The 18,005-nt window shown below is 46.1% G+C and carries 11 protein-coding genes, 1 pseudogene and 1 riboswitch; all 12 genes and pseudogenes read right to left on the minus strand.

The window, feature by feature from the left end; genetic code table 11:
• Window positions 1–19: 19 nt before the first annotated feature.
• The 12 genes and pseudogenes from KJW29_RS18125 to pelF all read right to left on the minus strand — a co-directional run bounded on the left by KJW29_RS18125 (window position 20) and on the right by pelF (window position 18,001).
• Window positions 20–916 carry a carbohydrate ABC transporter permease gene (locus KJW29_RS18125; RefSeq protein ID WP_214630856.1) on the minus strand — a complete coding sequence of 299 codons (897 nt, stop codon included), beginning with the start codon at window positions 914–916 and terminating at the stop codon, window positions 20–22.
• A gap of 2 nt (window positions 917–918) precedes the next feature.
• Window positions 919–1,875 (minus strand): ABC transporter permease, encoded by a 957-nt coding sequence (locus KJW29_RS18130; RefSeq protein WP_246608768.1) that lies wholly within the window; start codon window positions 1,873–1,875, stop codon window positions 919–921.
• A 157-nt stretch (window positions 1,876–2,032) separates the two neighbouring features.
• A complete protein-coding gene (locus tag KJW29_RS18135; RefSeq protein WP_214630857.1) occupies window positions 2,033–4,333 on the minus strand; it encodes a helix-turn-helix domain-containing protein in 2,301 nt (766 codons plus the stop codon).
• 366 nt (window positions 4,334–4,699) lie between these two features.
• Window positions 4,700–5,404, minus strand: coding sequence for a response regulator transcription factor (locus KJW29_RS18140; RefSeq protein ID WP_214630858.1), 705 nt, complete (start codon window positions 5,402–5,404; stop codon window positions 4,700–4,702).
• A 6-nt stretch (window positions 5,405–5,410) separates the two neighbouring features.
• Complete coding sequence (locus KJW29_RS18145; RefSeq protein WP_214630859.1) at window positions 5,411–7,558, minus strand: ATP-binding protein; 2,148 nt, start codon at window positions 7,556–7,558, stop codon at window positions 5,411–5,413.
• A gap of 258 nt (window positions 7,559–7,816) precedes the next feature.
• Window positions 7,817–8,602: an aspartate dehydrogenase domain-containing protein gene (locus tag KJW29_RS18150; protein WP_214630860.1), complete on the minus strand. Its 786-nt coding sequence runs from the start codon at window positions 8,600–8,602 to the stop codon at window positions 7,817–7,819.
• Window positions 8,603–8,845: 243 nt separating this feature from the next.
• Window positions 8,846–8,959 (minus strand): annotated as a pseudogene (locus tag KJW29_RS36805) (S-layer homology domain-containing protein); the annotation flags it as partial.
• 173 nt (window positions 8,960–9,132) lie between these two features.
• Window positions 9,133–11,820, minus strand: coding sequence for a right-handed parallel beta-helix repeat-containing protein (locus tag KJW29_RS18160; RefSeq protein WP_214630861.1), 2,688 nt, complete (start codon window positions 11,818–11,820; stop codon window positions 9,133–9,135).
• A gap of 126 nt (window positions 11,821–11,946) precedes the next feature.
• Window positions 11,947–12,032, minus strand: a riboswitch (cyclic di-GMP riboswitch).
• A 36-nt stretch (window positions 12,033–12,068) separates the two neighbouring features.
• Window positions 12,069–12,737 (minus strand): DUF4956 domain-containing protein, encoded by a 669-nt coding sequence (locus tag KJW29_RS18165; RefSeq protein WP_214630862.1) that lies wholly within the window; start codon window positions 12,735–12,737, stop codon window positions 12,069–12,071.
• A gap of 21 nt (window positions 12,738–12,758) precedes the next feature.
• Window positions 12,759–13,469 (minus strand): polyphosphate polymerase domain-containing protein, encoded by a 711-nt coding sequence (locus KJW29_RS18170; protein ID WP_214630863.1) that lies wholly within the window; start codon window positions 13,467–13,469, stop codon window positions 12,759–12,761.
• 1 nt (window position 13,470) lies between these two features.
• On the minus strand, window positions 13,471–16,587 hold the full coding sequence (pelG, locus tag KJW29_RS18175; protein ID WP_214630864.1) for an exopolysaccharide Pel transporter PelG: 3,117 nt from the start codon (window positions 16,585–16,587) through the stop codon (window positions 13,471–13,473).
• On the minus strand, window positions 16,562–18,001 hold the full coding sequence (gene pelF / locus KJW29_RS18180; protein WP_214630865.1) for a GT4 family glycosyltransferase PelF: 1,440 nt from the start codon (window positions 17,999–18,001) through the stop codon (window positions 16,562–16,564). Before pelF ends, pelG begins: the two co-directional genes overlap by 26 nt.
• Window positions 18,002–18,005: the final 4 nt, after the last annotated feature.

The raw sequence follows: 18,005 nt of genomic DNA on the forward strand, positions 1-18,005 counted from the left end.
TATCCCCTTTTTTTCAAAATTAGCCTTTCACTGAACCAATCAAAACGCCTTTAACAAAATGTTTCTGCAAAAACGGATAAACACATAAAATCGGCGTTATCGCAATGACAATCGCTGCAGCTTTAATCGCCTCCGGCGTCAACATCGCTTGCATAACCCCTTCGGATCCGCCAGCAGGGTTAAGCAAATGCTGATCTACCTGCCTGATCATCTGATAAAGCTTGAGCATGAGCGTCTGTTTATTGGATTTACCAATATAGAGCATCACCTGAAAATAATTGTTCCACCAGCCCACCGCATAGAACAGAGACAGCGCAACTACTATTGGCTTGCACAGCGGCATAATGATTTGCACAAGTATCCGCCAGTCCCCTGCACCGTCGATCGCCGCCGACTCTTCAATCTCTTCGGGCAGCCCTTCCATAAAGGTCTTCATAACAAACATGTTGTAGGTGCTGATTAACGCAGGCAGCCACAGCGACCAATAGGAATTCATCAACCCTAAATATTTGACCAAAATAAAGTTCGGGATAAGACCCGACACAAATAGCATTGTAAACGTTATAAACATTAACAAAGCACTTCGGCCAAGCAGCCGCTTCTTCGATAGAGGATAAGCTGCAAGTATCGTCAGCACGATATTCAGCAATGTGCCTACAAACGTAACCCATATCGTATTTTTCATAGAAATGAACAGCTGTCCGTCTTCAAATAAACGTTTGTAAGCTTCGATGTTGAATTCGACCGGCCAAAACATCACTTCGCCTGATGTAATCGCTCTGCTGCTGCTAAATGATGCTGCCGCCTCATACCAGAATGGATATAATGTAGCCAATGAGAAAAGGCCGAGAAATAGCGCATTTATCGCTCCTCCCAGTTGCGGCAGCAATCTCTTTTTGTCAGTTCTAGCGTTCATAGCTACCACAACCCCCGCTCTCCAGATACCTTAATCATTCGATTTACGCCAATAATAAGAATTAATCCTACAATGGATTGGAATAAGCCGATCGCCGTTGTATAGCTGTAATTCATATTTTGCAATCCAACCCGATAGACGTAAGTGCTTATTACATCCGCAACGTCAAGCACAGAGCTGTTTTGCAGCACCAAGGTCTGTTCCAGCCCCACGTCCATCATGCTGCCCATGCGCAAAATAAGCAAAATCGCTATCGTACTGCGAATACCCGGCAATGTCACATGCCATATTTGCCGAAGCTTGTTGGCACCGTCGATTTTGGCAGCCTCATACAGCTGCGTATCTATGGCCGCCATTGCCGCGAGATATAGAATCGTCCCCCATCCCGCTTCGCGCCAAATTCCCGATAACGTGTACATAACCGGCCACCATGAAGAATTAGCCATAAAATAAATCGGATCGATGCCAAATACCTTGTTTAATAGCAGGTTGACTATCCCGGTACTTGGCGACAGCATCGCAACCAGAATACCGCCCAGCACTACCCAGGATATAAAATGCGGAACATAAAGAAAGTTTTGCACGATGCGCTTATACCATTCTCTGCGAACCTCATTTAATAGAAGAGCCAAAACAATCGGTACCGGAAACCCAAAAACTAAGCTGTACACATTCAATAACAGAGTATTTCTTAATACACGCCAAAAATCCGCACTTTCAAAAAGCAATTCAAAATGCTTTAATCCTGCCCACTTGCTTCCCAATAAGCCGTCGGCGAATCTGTAGTCCTTGAATGCAATAATTTCGCCACCCATAGGAAGATACTTAAACACGATGTAAAAGACGATTACAGGCAACAGCATCGAATATAAATACTTGTCCCTGATCAATCTTTTCGTAATTGTGCCGTTCTTCTTCGTTCCGACGGGCACTTGGTCCACCGGGATCATCCCCTTCATTGCAATCCTCCTCCCTGCATCGATTAAGCTTGGCTGGTCATTCCGCCTCGCAACCCGATTGTATGCAGCTAGGCAAGATTGGCGAAAGAGACTCGTTTTAAAAACGTGTCATTTCTTGCAAAAGCCAGGTTACAATTATTCATTCAGGTTCATTTTCTTATGATTTTAGCGGCTTTTGCTCTCTAAACTCCGTAGGCGTCAGTCCTGTATACTTCTTGAAGGCTCGCAGAAAGCTGCGCGTATTCGTATAGCCGACTGCTTCTGCGACATCATTGACCTTCATGCTCCTGTCGTGTAAAAACTGCTTGGAAGCCGCAATCCGAATTTCAATTAAATAATCGATAAAATTCCGCTCCGTATGCTCTTTGAACAGCTTGCTTATATACGGAGGAGACAGCTCGAACTTATCCGCCAATTGATCCAGCGAAAGCTCGCTCTCATGATAATGCTCCTGAATATAGCTAAGTATGCTGTCTACCGTTTTATTTTTGCCGCGACTGCTTCTCTTTTCCGCGATATTCGCCGCTATTTGCTCCAACACGCTTGCAACTATGCGTTCGATGTCCTGCCAATTGTCGCAAGCCGTTATGCGTTGATGTAAATTGCCGAGGCTTGCAATCGTCTCTTCCGGGTCTATGCCGATAAAAGAGATCATTTGCAGCGACTTCATAATCAGCTCAAACGAAAGCTGCTTAATCAAGTCGGGAGATAAATTGCTGCCCAGCGCATCTGCAAACATCTCCTTCACGTACAGCTTCACGCGTTCGTCATCCGACTGCTTCAACGACTCCGTAATCCGTTCAGCCTTTTTGACGATATGGTAGTAATCCTGATTTTGAGAGGTGGAAATATCCTCTATCGAAATGACCGCATCGCTGCCGAACAGCAGCTTATATTGCAGAGCTTTAAGAGATTGGTCATAGGATTTTGGAATATCCGACATATCCGGATAGCAGCGTCCAAGCCCCACTGTTACGGAAAGCTTGAACTCCCGCTCCATCGCCTTCAGCAGCAAATCCAGCACAGCCAGCGCGCGCAAATGGTTCTGCTCCTCATCGCCTTCAGCAAAGCTGATTAGAATAACCGCCTTTCCGCCGCCCAAATCAACGGCTATTCCGGCATGCTCCATATTAATCAGCTCTTCCGCCACATTGCAGAGCATAAATGTATAAAGCGCCAGGTCTCTGCTGCCAAGTTGCTCCCCCTTTTCGATTTCGGCGCTGCAAACGATGTAATAACGGGGGTACAATTTAATTCCGATGTACTCCAATTGATGCCCTACAGCGGCGTATTCCGTTTTGTTGCCCGTCAGCATATCGGTCATGAGACGCCATTTCAGCACAGGCTTAAAATCCCGCACCTGCCGCTCCAGATGCTCGCGATCCAACGAAATTTGATCAAACATCGTCTCCAGCGAGCTAAAACCGTGCAAACGCCTTGCGGCCTCGGTCTGCGGCGTACGGTAGACGCCGAACATTTTGCCGGCCAGGCGCTCGATCGGTTTAAACGTCGTATGGTTAAAATAAAAGAGCACCAATAAAGCAACGACAATCATGCCCAGCGCAACGACGATGAGCAGATCCCGAGTCGATGAGATCGGCTTGTAAACATCGCTATTGGGGATGACCGTTACTATATTCCAATCCGTGTATTCCGACTTCATGTAGAACACCGAGTGCTTCGTCCCATGCCAGTCAATCGTAAATTCGCCCTTCGCGCCGCCTGCCATGATTTGTTTCGCAAACGGAAGGGAATCGGCGCTGCCATATCGTTGCGAACGGTCGCTATGCGTGACAACCTGGCCTTCCTGATCCATAATGATCGTTTGGCCGCTGTATTTTGATTCGTAGATGCCTGCGATCATGCGCTGCAGCAGCAGCTCGTCTATATTGACAGCCACCAGTCCCTTGCGAAAACCTGGCTTGCTAATCGCAGGATAAGGGCGGATTAAAGTGACAACATCCCTGGAAACAGCCCCTTCCCATATTTGATGAGTAGGCAGCCATTTTATATAGCCATCCATATTAATGTGCTCCACTAGCCATTCTTCGTTATTTTCCGAACCGGGCACATACACCTTGTTCATCAGCATGTTACCGCTTACATCGGAATATATATAAACCGAGGTCAACTGTGTATTGGAATGGGTAAAGCTTGTCACTTTATTGAATAGGCTGTAAAAGTTGACATACTTCTCCGACTCGTCGATATAGCTGTCATACATGAAATAAACAAACTCCATTTCATTCATCAGCTTCAGCAAATTTCTTTCCGTCTCCCGGAAGGACAGCTCGATTTTATTATCGATCTGATTGAGCAGCGCATAGTGCACATCCTTTAAGTCCTTCTCCAGCCTCCCAACTGTGCCTATAAAGGACAGCCAAAAGCTGAGTGCAATGATCACCATTAATACGATGCTGTAGGTGAGCTTGATTCTTCTCGAAATATGAACCGACATATAGTCCTCCTTCAGTCCGTGATGAAATAGATCGTCGCTCAAAATGAGCCAAGCCTTCCGAACATCTTACGTTTCGAAAGGCTTGGCGCGCGCTGCAACCCTTTATAGGCACTTTTTGAGCTTGGATTCGGTATACTCCGTACCCCAACGCACGATCGTATTATGATTCAATACTATTTACTATTGTTTATGTTGTCAATTTATTTCTTTTTAGTTTCGAATACTTTTCTTTTAGGAGGCGTTTGAACCAAGACAAAAAAGAAATAGAACGGTTCTCGACCCTCGACATTAGCGATGTACAGGTCTTGAAACACGTTCTAAAAAGGGTAACGTTGCTGCCGGCGATGCAAACATCACGTATTAACGCTATGTACGCGTTTGTAACGGACTTCTGGCAACCAGCATATATCCAGCCCCCCGAATCGTAATGATTCTCTCAGGATTGGCAGGGTCAACCTCGATTTTTTTGCGTAAATTGCTGATGTGCACAGCGACCGTTCTCGTATCCTCCAGACTCTCCATTCCCCAGATGAGCTGAAACAACGCATCACTACTAACGACACGATTGACGTTTTGTGTCATATAGGACAGTAGACTGAACTCTTTTTTCGATAAAAAGATGGTTTCGCTGCCCATGCTGACGGACTGGGCGTAGAAATCCAGCGTCAAACCCGGCAACTCCAGCAGTTGTTCCCTTCTGCCCGTCGACACTCTGCGAAGATGAGCCTTGATCTTGGCCATAAGTACGCCCGGACTGAAAGGCTTAGTCACATAATCGTCGCCGCCATAAGATAATGCGCTGATTTTCACCTCGTCTTCCTCGCGGCTGCTCAGGAACACAATCGGCGCATCCGTGCGGCTGCGTGCGTTCATGCACCAATCTATGCCGTTTTCATTAGCCAGCAGTACATCCAGTACAATCAAATCCGGCTCGAACGAAGCAAGCAGCTTTGTTGCTTCTGTCCCGCTGTGGCTAGAGGTGGATATAAAGCCTTCCCGCTCGCAATACACCTGGATAATCTCGCATATATGGGGATCATCATCGACGATCATTATTTTGTATGTGCCCATCCACCTTCACCCTCCCTCTTCTCGAACACACGGAAGCGATACATAGAAGGTCGTCCCCGTCTGACCATCGCTTTCCGCTCGAACCGTCCCTCCATGCGCTTGTACGATTTCCCTGCAAATCGCCAACCCGAGCCCGCTGCCCTCTACTCCCTTATCCATGCCCGGTCGATCATACCTGTAATTGCGATCGAAGATTTGCTCGAGCTGCTCTGGAGGAATACCCATGCCGGAGTCTTGTACGCTAATGATCGCATAGCGGGTATGATCCACCTCGTCCACAGCTAGCGCAATACGCACCACCCCGCCGCTAGAGGTGAACTTCATTGCGTTCGACACCAGATTGAACAAAGCCTGCTCCAGTCTTTGCGCATCCATCTCGACAACAGGCATCTCGGGTCCTTGATCCTCCGTCTCTCCGATATCCAGCTTGAAATGGAGCCCTGCGTCGCGCACAACCAGCTCATATTGTTCATAGAACAGACGCAAAAAGCGACCCGTATGGACCGGCTTCATCCGGTACGAGACTTGTCCCGTTTCCAAATGCGACAAGAAGGACAACTCCTCGATCATGCGGTTAATCCTTATCGTGTTATCCCGGATATACGCCAGATATTGTTTGTTGCGTTCGGGTTTGACCATATCCTGCACAGCCTCGACATATCCAAGCATGCTGGACAGCGGCAAACGCAGATCATGCGTGATATAGGCAAGGAGCTTTTTCCTCCCTTGCTCGGATTGAAGCAACTGGTCATACGATGTGCGGAGATCGTCATGAGCTGCGGATAAGGCATGTGTGCGCTCCTGTACGATCCGTTCCAAATTCATATTCATTTCGGTCAGCTTGTCGTTCGTGTCCTGCAGCTCACGCGCAATCCTCTCTTCATTAGATGCCGCCCTCGTAAATCTGGAAGATAGCAGAATCATCTGCGCGATTGTAAACACCAACAGACCAAGAGGAGATGTATTGCCGATTCGTGACCACTCGTTATAATACAAGAAGTCGTTGATAACCGTAGCTAAAGCAACCACCGACACCAGCAGGAAGATTAGCGCCCCCTCCATACGCCACACTGCCGCCTGGACCAGCCCAACCATCAGATAAACCATATGCAGCACAATCATCACACCGATTAGCAGTAACATTTTTGTATAGATAAGCGCAGGGCTCACCAGAACAACGATACAGAAAACGCTGGTTACGATCCGCGAGGCAAGATGAAACCACCTCGGCAAATATTTCGGGAAGATGCAATCGAAGTACATTGTGATAAGAAACCCACCGCTGCATAGGATCAGATACTCCATCTTGAACTGCAATTCCCATGGAAAAGCAGACCACCATTGTGTGATCAAGAGCTCGCCGACCAGCAAGGAGCGGATAGCGAACAACAGGGTGAACAGACCAAAATACAATGGAGCCCTGTCTTTGCGCCGCAGCCCGAACAACAGCAGATGATATACGCCAATCACCAGCAGGCTTGCGGTTATGAACATCTCAGCAGCGATTTTCAGATTGGTCCTGACCGTTAACAGATCACTGCCGCCCAGCTCTATATACTTGGTGATGCCGCCTCGCTTGTGATGGAAGTTGGCGACTTGCATAACCAGCTCCACCCTGTCATTTGCGGGCTGGAAGAATACCAGCTTCGTTGCCAGATGCGGTGTCACGCTGCTCTTGTTCTGACCAACTTCACCGACTTCTTCCAACAGCTCACCATTAACCCATAATTTGTACGCATGAAAAATGGTCGGCATCCGCAAAGCAAGCCGCTCGTTCCTATCCTGCTCGCTAAGCTGTATGACCAACCGAAATGTGGCATAGCCCGTACCGTTTAACTGCTGACCATCTAACCGATAACCTAGCCAGGAGCTTGGTATGCTGATCCACCGGTCACGATTTCCGTCCTTCGCTAAGCGATTCTGTATGTCCTCGGGCGACAGCAGCTCCTGCCAGTAGAACGCCCACTCCCCTTTTAACTTAAGCGGATTTTCACTGACATGAACCTGCGTTAAATCCAGAATACCTTTTTCGCTTTGTAAATTAGGAGAGTCCGGTGCAGAGATGACGGCATAGCTTACAACCAAACCAACAACAACGGCAGCAACGATATGAAACAACATCGTACGAGAACCGAATCGGAGAATACTCTTCACTATGAAACAGACCCCTATCTGCAAAAGCACCATAAGTAAGTTGATTATCTAGATCATATCATCATTACAGGAAAATGTGCCCTACAAATATCTGCGAGGCGTTGAACACCAACATTACGGCGGGATCCATGTTTTAAACGCACGAAAAACCGTCACACGGACGGTTCATTAACGTGCAAACCCTAAGACTTACCGATGCGGATCACTTTTGATCGCCCTTGCCGATTATCCGTAGACAGAGCTGGATCTTCTACTTCGTTAAAACACAATAGGCGATACGATATTTCGTAAAACAGCAACTACGCTCCAGCCGGCGATGTTGCTCGTTCTGGAATAAATATTAAGATCCGTTTTTACTTCTCCGCCTTCGATCTCTATCTTATATTCATCTCCTACAAAGCCAGGAACCGCATCGATGTTGAGTGTCGTCCGTTCAGGACCCGCGCTGGCAAGAGCTGTAGCAACCGCAACGTTAAAATGAAAAGGAAGCATTTCAATCGCTTCCTTCGTATTTCCGCTAAACACTTGCTCCGGCTCCGTTATATTCATTAGCTCTTCTTTAAAGAGCGGTGTGTAAAACAAGGAGCGTAACGATTTTTTAGATGTCATGGTTGCTTTGATAGGACTCATTAGGGCAGCAGTACGGAGAACATCAAAACCCCCGACAGCGCCACTGGCGATGTATACCTTTTGATTATTTTCGGCTGCTGTCTCTCTTACTCTATTATATAATGCCGCATCTGCAAAAGCTCCTATAGACAGTACGACCAGGCTTGCTCCGCCTTTCAGAATGGTTTCGCTGTACTCTCCGACTGCTTGAGGCGATGCAGCTTCTGCGATAATATCCGGCTTTAATGCCAACAGCTCTTCCATACTGTAACATGCCTTGCAATTGTGACGTTCGGCAAAAGTCGCTGTCCGCACAGGATTCCTTCCAAATGCACCAACGAGCTCATATTCGGGAAGATATCCGTTATGTAAAGCATTAGCCACGATCTCATTTAAAAATCCACAGCCCAAAAATGCCAGTTTCTTTTTTTCCATCGTTTTTAACCCCTCTCCTATTACAAAAACTAATACTTTCTTATATTTGAACCAAGCCGTAGCCTCTATACTAATAAGTTTTATTATATTAATCAAGGCTGTAACATTGGGGCGGCTATTATGCAACGGCCTGCGCATCATAAAAACACCCTGGATGAGAAGGCTCGCCAAGGTTGTTGACAATGATTTATCTTAATTAGCAAACTCCGCAGCCTTCAACAGCCTGAGCAGCATAGCAGCCGCCTACGACCTGCTGGCATTGCCAGCTGGCGCAAAGCTCCCATCTCCCTTGCCCGTGACAAGACCCATTTGGAGCGCTTGGGCTACCGATGAGGCCGCCCATGAGCTAATTTCGGATCCATCTTCGAATTGTTAGTGGCACTCTAGAATTGGGAGCGCTCCGGACAACCCCGATGCCCACTCGCAGCATTCGAAAAACCCCCGCGAACCCAGCCTAATGCCGGGCTCGCGGGGATTCTCGTCACCGTCTGCTTCGCCGTCTATTTCTCTGCCAACGCTTGCTAAACATGCTACTTCAGACTATAAGACAACATTTCGCCTTTTGTCGGAAACTTCTCATTCTTATTATCGTTGAGCAGGACCCCAAGTTTCAACGTTTGTCCCGATCCCGGAGCAACATTCAAATTCGCAAGCGGGATCGCCAGCTCCACAAGAGCCGAGCTCGAAACGTACAATTGGTCCTTCGATAAATTTACAACTTGATTAAACGACCATTCTTTCCCTTTTCCTGAATAACGGTACAATCTGCCCGACTCCAGCAAGTAATCAATGCCGGCTGTCGTCCATCTGGATGTCTGATAACCCGTTTTTTCACTAGCATCCGAATTCAAATAAACTTGCAGCTTGCCGTCCAACTTTGCGCCCTCGATGAGCATGTAGAGATATTGAGCGTCATTTGTTAGTTTGATGGATCTAACATTGCTGCTTCCGGACGCAGCCGCCGCAATCTGACTCCATTCATCCGCTTTCCCATCAACAGTGACCAACGACGGTATCGTTGTTGGCACCGGCGTTGGTTCCGGTGTCGGTATTGGCGTCGGCTTCGGTGTCACCATCGGCAACTCGCCGTCAATACTTACCTTTGCCATCTGATTGCTTGACGGCAACTTGTCTGCGGCAGAATCCTTCCATGCATAGCCGATGGAAACAGCATCTTTAACTCCGTTCAGGTCGGACAATGCGATCGCATATTCAACCGCCGTCGCATTTACTGCATACTGTTTCAAGCTTGTATAAGAAACAACCTTGGACCAGTTCCAATTGCTGCCGCCTTCGCCACTATATTTGTACAATATGCCGTTTTCTATCATATACTCCGAACCGTTGCCCACCCAATAAGGTGCGGCGAAGGTCGTTTCATTCGTGTCCAGACTGATGAACAACTGTCCTTTCTCGTTAAGCAGATTTCCGGTGACCAACACGTATAACCAATCATTCCGAATAAAGGCTTTCAGACCTCTTGCATTGGAGCCGCCGGTGGTTAACTCGGGAATAAGCGCCCAATCGTCGCTTGCGCCATCAATTATTACGTCCTGCGATGAAGCAGGCGCTCCGGTTGGCGTTGGTTCCGCTTCGGAATCGATTGGCGGAACCGTAGGTTGCGGCGCGCTTGTTCCAACAGGTTCTGCAGGTTCTTCAGGAGCAACCGGCGCATCAAATTCCGCAGCCCCCATATCAATACTGCTGCCCGCTATCCTTGGCTGATTGTAATAATCATGTGTGATGCTGCCGCTGTGCTGAAGCGTTCCTGTGTTAATCGCCGGCGATTGCTCCGCCAGACGAAGGTTGCCGGCTTCGATATCGATAAACAGCGGATCGGCAAAAATCGAGTTTTGATCAAATCCCGTTGTTTGTTTGAAGGCGTTCCAGGATTTATGCGATACTCCGTCATAACGCCAGCTTGTAGAATCTACCCCGTCCGTGCGGTAATACAAATTGTGGTCGATGACATTGCCGCCGCCAGTAGTCCCGGATTTTCGGATAAACGGCATTTTCGGAAATGTGTAGAGAATATTATTCGCAAATATATTCTGGTTATTATGGTGCTGAAGCGTTATTTCGCCATAACCTTGATGCAACGCATCGTTCATATAAAGCGTGTTGTTAACAATCAGATTATTGGCTGCTCCGCCATTGTCTGTGCCCGAGCCGCCCATTATTAGTCCTGCGCCTTGATTGTGATGCAAATAATTGTTCCTTAATACAATGTTGCTTGTTGCCCGGCCCAACTGTTCACTTGCCAATTCCACGCCAAAATTGCTGTTGAACACCTCATTGTTCTCGATAACAACATTAGTACCGCCATCGACATAAATACCGGCCGCGCTCCGGCTGCCCGAGCCGTAGGCAGGATTGGTATAGGTATCGATATTATAAACGAGATTATACGCCACAACGCCATTGCGGGCCTGATCTTGACAAGGACTGGAGCATGTATTATAGAAGCCGGCGATATCAATGCCAATATTGTTATTATCGTGAATAATATTATGATCGACGCTGAAGTCCTTCACATTGCCGACCAGAGTTAAGGATTCGCTCGAGCCGTTAATAAGATGATGCACTTCATTGCCGCTTATTTTAATATCTGAAATTGGATTTGCCGAATCGCCATATACAAGCAATCCATGTGCATTCCCTCTCGTCGCCCGGTTCTCAATATGATGGATATTATTATTCAAAATATGAATATTCGAGCCGCCGCCCTGAATTTTCACGCCGGCCGGATACTCGGAAGAGCTTGCAGTCGCCAGTCCGCGAATCTCGAAACCTTGCACCACAATATAACTGGCTGACCTGATCCCCATTAGGGAGCTTTTGCCGCTTGCAATCGACAGGTTTTTCCCTTCAATCACAGCCTGTTCTCCCGGATAAGCCTGAAAGGTAATGTAACCGGCTGCAGCCGAACCCGAGTTTCTGATTGTAACAAACTCTTCATATACGCCGCCTCTTACCAATACGGTTTCTCCCGCCATCAGCGTATCGGCTGCCTTCTGAATCGTACGCCAAGGCGCTTCAATCGTTCCCGGGTTGGTATCAGCGCCATTCGCGCTTACATAATAAACTTTCCCCGGATAATGATCGTTTGAATAGGCGATTGGCGAGACATTGGACAAGGTAATCATGGCTATCATTAATGTTGCAAAAACAACCTTCACGCGCAGCAGCATTTTTTCATGTCCGCTTTGTAGGTTCATGGCCAAATCACTTCCTTGTCTTGGAGTCTGCGAAAAAAACAAAAACACAGCCGGATAGACACCGAACTGTGTTTAAAAAAAAGTAATAAAAACAAAATTAACTTTTGCTTTTATATCCTCTTTTCGCTCGGCAACTGGCTACCATCGGCACTTGGCCCTAAGGTCCTGTAGTTTTGCGTCGCTGCCTTTCGGCAGGTTTGCCTTTTATCTTCTATTATTCACAAATCAAATGGCAATGCAAGCAATACTTATTGCGCGTAATCTCCGGTGTAATTGACTAACGAAACATCATTGACCCCGGTGATCTCGCTAATTTTTTGAACAAACGATGTATTGTCGTCGCGGAGCGAAATTTCCACTGTCAACTCCGTAAATCCTTTGCGAACCGTCTTTGATTTCAGCTTTGTTTTCAGCTTGGCCAGTTCTCCCCTCAGTTCATTGGCGGCGTCTTCCGTATGGCGAATGATCAGCAGGAAGACTTGCTCTCTGACCTTACGTTTCGACATGTAGAGCAACACCAGACCAATAATTAGGGAACCGCCAACCGCCAGCGGATACACTTTGGCGCCGCAGGCAATACCCGCAGAAAGCGCCCAGAACATAAACACAATATCGAGCGGGTCTTTAACCGCCGTTCTGAAACGAACAATACTGAGCGCGCCGACCATGCCCAGCGACAATACGATATTGGTGCTGATTGTCATAATAACTAGCGTAGTAATCATCGTCATCAGCACGAACGAAACATTGTAGTTATAGCTGTACACAACGCCGCGGAATGATTTGCGATAAATCCAATAAATAAACATGCCAATTAAAAATGAGAAAGCCAGCCCAAGCACCATATCCAAATAAGATATGGTTCTAAACGCCTCAAGCTTTAATACGCTTTGTTTGATAACATCCTGAAACCCCATTGACTCTCCTCCAGATGTGCACTATTCTTTGAAATGTTGTATTGATTTCTCCCGACAAAGCACGTACTTGGATATGGAAGAACGCACATTGTTCTCAGGCTGTAAAATTTGGCGAATATGCTCCGGCAGAAACGAGTCAAATTTGACTTCCATAATGGTGAGTTCTGGCGGAATAACCTCCTCAATAACTAATTGAGGGTGAAACAAATCCACTGTGTTGATTCCTGCGGACATCTTCTTGTCGAATGTAATGCGAACATTGCCCAATTCATGAACATAAGCCTCGCGCCAATAGTCCACAATGACTGTCGGACGAAAACCATACGTATTCAGCGCAACATAAAACTCACGCAGCAAGCTCTCTTTCCGCTCAATCAGAAAAGCGAACTCTCCCTCGAGAATAGACTCATACTCCTCTCTTGTAATAGGAGCCGATTCTTTGCACACAAATTCTCCAAACTTGCTTTTGCGCTCCAAATTAATCGTTTTATCGCCGCCATTGTAAATTCTGATGCGGTATTTATCCCTTTTGAAAACTCCGTCATTTTTCTCTTCCAGAGCCGAACGGCGCGGATCATCGAAATACAGGCTGCGTATATTGTAACCGTCAAAATCGACCGAATGGGCATCCAGGACAAGAATCGCCGCCAACTTCCTCTGCAGAGCCAGGTAATCGTGCAGATGCAAATAATATTTTTTCTCCGTCCTAAGCTTACGACCGCGAAACTGCATGTCATTCCACCTCAAACTCTTTTGTGCCAAAGTAGTACTCTCCATCGCTGTCAAGCACATAATCAAAAGCGGATTGCGTGTTTCCTTTGCTGTCTGTAACTGTTACCTTCCAAAAATATCTCCCGGCAGGCAGTTTTTCGAGCTCCAAAGAATTAGCCGTTAAATCCGGGACATGCTGCAACACATTTTGAAACGTTCTATCCGTTGCAAGCATAAAATCATAAGTCAGCTTGTCATCCTGCAAATCAAAAGATACCCCCCAAGAAAATCGCAGCTGGTTCCCTGACTGTTGAACATCATCCAGATAGAAAGGTTTCGGTTTCTCCAAATCTTCAATAAAGCGCTGCATCCCGGCCTCTGGCGTTTGTATAATCGTCTCCAGCTCTTGTTGGTAATTTTCAATCTGTCCTGCCAAATAATTCACATCAGGAGCTCGATACAAGAATGGAGTAGTAACGTCGGTATATTGACTGATCAGTGCTTCTACTGTTTCATTGTTAATATATTTCTCATATAATTCTTCTACCTTTTCTTTTAACAACTCGACATGACTTGCTTTGCGGAAATAGCGATTATGCAATATAGAACCCCAATAGTTGCTTATGCCGTTCTGATGAGGCGTGATTGAATTGGATCTTCGTTGCTTCTCCCATCCACCATCATAATCCCAGGGCAGTATATACCATGTATCACTGTTAAGCGGCGAGTATAAATAAAAGTTATTGGCGTCTGTATCCATATTATCCATCAAAATGTTGGCAGCCGTCCATGTCAAGAAATTATCCAAATCAAAGTGCTTGGCCATAACCTCATCAATCGGCATGCTGTAATCATTGACATCCTCCAGCATTTTGATTAATTTGGAGTGATCCTTGTGCCCTTTAATTTCAAGGATCGATTCGAAGCTTGTCAGATCAAACGTTGGATCATCTTCCATCTTGATCTGCTCTTCGTATCGCCCGTATTCAAAAAAGGCTACCTTGTACAGATGACCATTCGGGTCCAGCATATGTGAACGGAGGAAGGGTTTGTTGGGCTGTTCCACATGCGTATACAGTCCGTAGTCCTCATAGTTCGCTGAAGAAACGCCCGTCGTTAAATCCTTTACATACAAATGGATAAACTGTGTCCGCAAGCTGGTCATATCGGGAATCTTCTCGAATAAATCAAAGCTTAATTTATTGCGGATACGCGAATAATCCAAACTATGTTTATTCAGGTTTAACGTACGCTGATCCAAATAGGTGCCGCCCTCTTCCGTCATCTTGATTCGATATGATTTTTGCGGCGTATTCCAGGCCGTATTGCCCCTTATCGTAATGGTTGCATTCACGGCGGTCGCCGCATAACCGAACATCCCGGAACGCGGCCCCTGGCCATCGCTTAATCCTTCTTGCATAATAATATCAAGTTTTTGTCCGCTTTGATCTTTCGGCATACGGTTCAAGCTATACCAATCAAGGTTTCTGCCAACCTGCATATCCGGAAGAATGGTAATATATAAGGTCTTTAATGATGAATCATCATCCCGTTCATACAAGCGTTTGTCTTCAATCAGTTTCGTTTCGATATTGTCCGGCATTGGCGCCCTGTTGACAACACCGAGGGGATCGCTCTCCTCATCGGCGTTGGAGGCAAGCTCGCTGCAACCGGATAGAAGCAGTACCGTTACAATCATAATCGCTATCGTTGTTCCCGGCTTGAAAAACCTGGATTTGGATTTGCGCGGCATTTCATGTTGGTTAATCGGCTGCGAACAAAATGTAAAATAGTCGATATTGCGCAGCACATACAACAATCGCATAATAACAAGACCTAAAGCAATAAAGGAAGCAATAAACATACCCAAACCATCATACTCCAATCGCATCGTCCCGTACGTAAAACAAATGTTCAGAATAACAAACAACAAGCTGATGACAAAAACGCCTTTGCGGTCATCGAAATACATCAGAATATGCATCAGGACGAAAAATATAATAAAAAGAAAATATGCCAATGCCAAAATAATAAACAAATCCAATTGAGCCATTGTAAATCCGATTTTCGGCAACAGCTTTAACCCCAGCGCAATCGATACAATTGTAAATAATAATTGGATCTCCATCAAAAAGCTGATTTCTTTCGTCAATGTTTTTTGCATCATCTTTTTGGCCGTCATCACGTCCTGAATCGTTCCGCCATTCATAATATTTAAGTAATATAATCTGAATTTCTCATAAAACGAGGTTTCAACGGATACAACAAACGTCACAAGCGTTGGAATAACGGACAGAAACGCATAAAAAACCGGCGTATCATAAAACGGCATCGTACGGTATTGATCGGCAACAATGGAACTGTCAGGCGACAGCCAGTACACAAAATTGTGCAGATAAACCCCTGAATAAACAAAACATCCCGAAAAAAACAAAGTGGCATATCGCTTGAAATAATGCAGAAACTCAAAGTAATACGCTTTATCCGCTCGAGGAAACCGCTGTTCGAAATGAAAACCGGATAAAATAACAATGGTCAAAAAGCCGATGTCCAGACTCAGCATAGCCGCTACAGTCGGCTCCAGATCTGTATAATGAGAGGCCAACCAGCCGCATGACAAGGTTAGCACGGCGCCGATCGCAAATCCCCGGACAATTCTTACATAATCCTTGAGCGCGGACAGGTAAATTCCTTGTATCCACACAATAACGAGCAGAATAAAGAAAAAATAAGCGGAAAGCTTGTAGCCCCATCCCGCAGTTACGCCGCTAAGAAACAACATGGCAATAATCGATACAATCGGCAAAATAAAAATTAACGCCCCATAGTAAGAAGACATCAACCGGCTATATTTCTTCTCATAAAGCATATCTGCCGTGTAGCGGGTCAATACCATGGATACTCCGCTGGTAAACACAATCGAAAAAATAAAACAGTACGCTACTGTAGAAATATATAACTCCCACTCCAAATAAGTCATGTCTTCGGTTGAAATGATTTGTTGCAAGCCAATAATCAGCAATAGGCTAATAATCATCGGGCCAACTGTAGTCAGAGAGGAATAGGCATACGCTTTAATGTTATTAAACAGACCTTGCTCTCGAAATAATTTTCTAAGCTCGAACCCGATTCCGGCCATTTTTCTCTCCCCCCATCCTGCCATATAAACGCCGGTAGTTTTCAATAACATCATCCTGGCGATAATGTTTTTTGACCCGTTCGTATGCATTGCGCCCCATTTCAATCCGCAGCTTTTCATTTTTGCACAAGGCAATGGCCGCTTGCGCCAATTGTTCGTAATGCATAACGGGTACGACAAATCCGGCTGCGCCTATCTCGTCGTTCATACCTTCAAGCAACTCCTTGCAGCTTCCCACATTGGTGACCACAAACGGCTTGCCCGCGGCCATGCCTTCCAGGATCGCGAGCGGCTGGCCTTCGCTGATGCTGGTAAGCATCAGCAAGTCCATTTTGCCAATATAATCTTTAATCTTGACAGAGCCGGTAAAAATAACATCTTGCAGCTCCAACGATTGCACAAGCTGCAAACATTCTTCATAATAGCTTAAATCCTCTTCATAAGGTCCCATAACATAGAACATCGCATTGGGCAGCTCCCGCTTGATCAAAGCGAAGCTTTGCAGCATCGTTTTAATATCCTTGATTGGCACAACACGTACGATCGCACCTATATAATATTGATCGGCCGGCTTTTCGCTTGGCAAGTCTGCATAATCCTTAATTCTGACGCCATTAGGAATAATTGAAATTTTCTCTGCTTCGCAGCCCAGCTCTATTTCAATTTCTTTGTTGCGGCCGAACAGGGTTGTAACCTGATCCGACAACTCATAGGCACAGGAAGAAATACGGTAGAAATATTGGATCCACAAATCTTTGAAGTAACCTTTGACCCATTCCGCTTTAATGATTTCTTCTTCGCGTTCACGCGAATAAATGCCATGCTCCGTAAGCAAAAACGGCTTATTGTATATTTCTTTGGCCACAACGCCGATTACACCTGCATACCCTGTTGATACGCTGTGATATAAATCTGCTTCAGGAATATCATCGCGAATCGTAATAAACAACGGCAGGATCATCGAACGTACAGTCCAGAACATCTCCGTGAACGGCACAAGCGGGTATTTCTCCTGACAAAGCTCTTCCAAAATATCAAAAAAATCGCGGCTTGTTAAAAAATCCGATACGCGGTCAAATCTGGAGCTGCGAAACAGTCGAATAAAGCTCGTCCAGTCCAAAGTCCCGTCGCTGCCGAGCAATGCCTTCACATTTTTTTTCTGCTCCGCATCCAGACGAAATCGCTTGCCCCACTTGCTATCCTCCTCCAAATAAGAGTCAAGGAACGCTTCTTTCACCTCTATTACATTCGCAGGCAGATCATACTTAAACTTTCCCTGTTGTTTTTTCTGGGCTGCGATTGCATAAATAATAAATTCATGTTCCGGCATTTGGGTCGCGATGTTTTGAATCCAGCTCGATACGCCGCCTGTCACATAAGGATAGGAACCTTCCGCAATAATGCATATTTTCATGCCA

The organism is Paenibacillus agaridevorans, from assembly GCF_018604145.1.
GTDB classification, from domain to species: domain Bacteria; phylum Bacillota; class Bacilli; order Paenibacillales; family Paenibacillaceae; genus Pristimantibacillus; species Pristimantibacillus agaridevorans.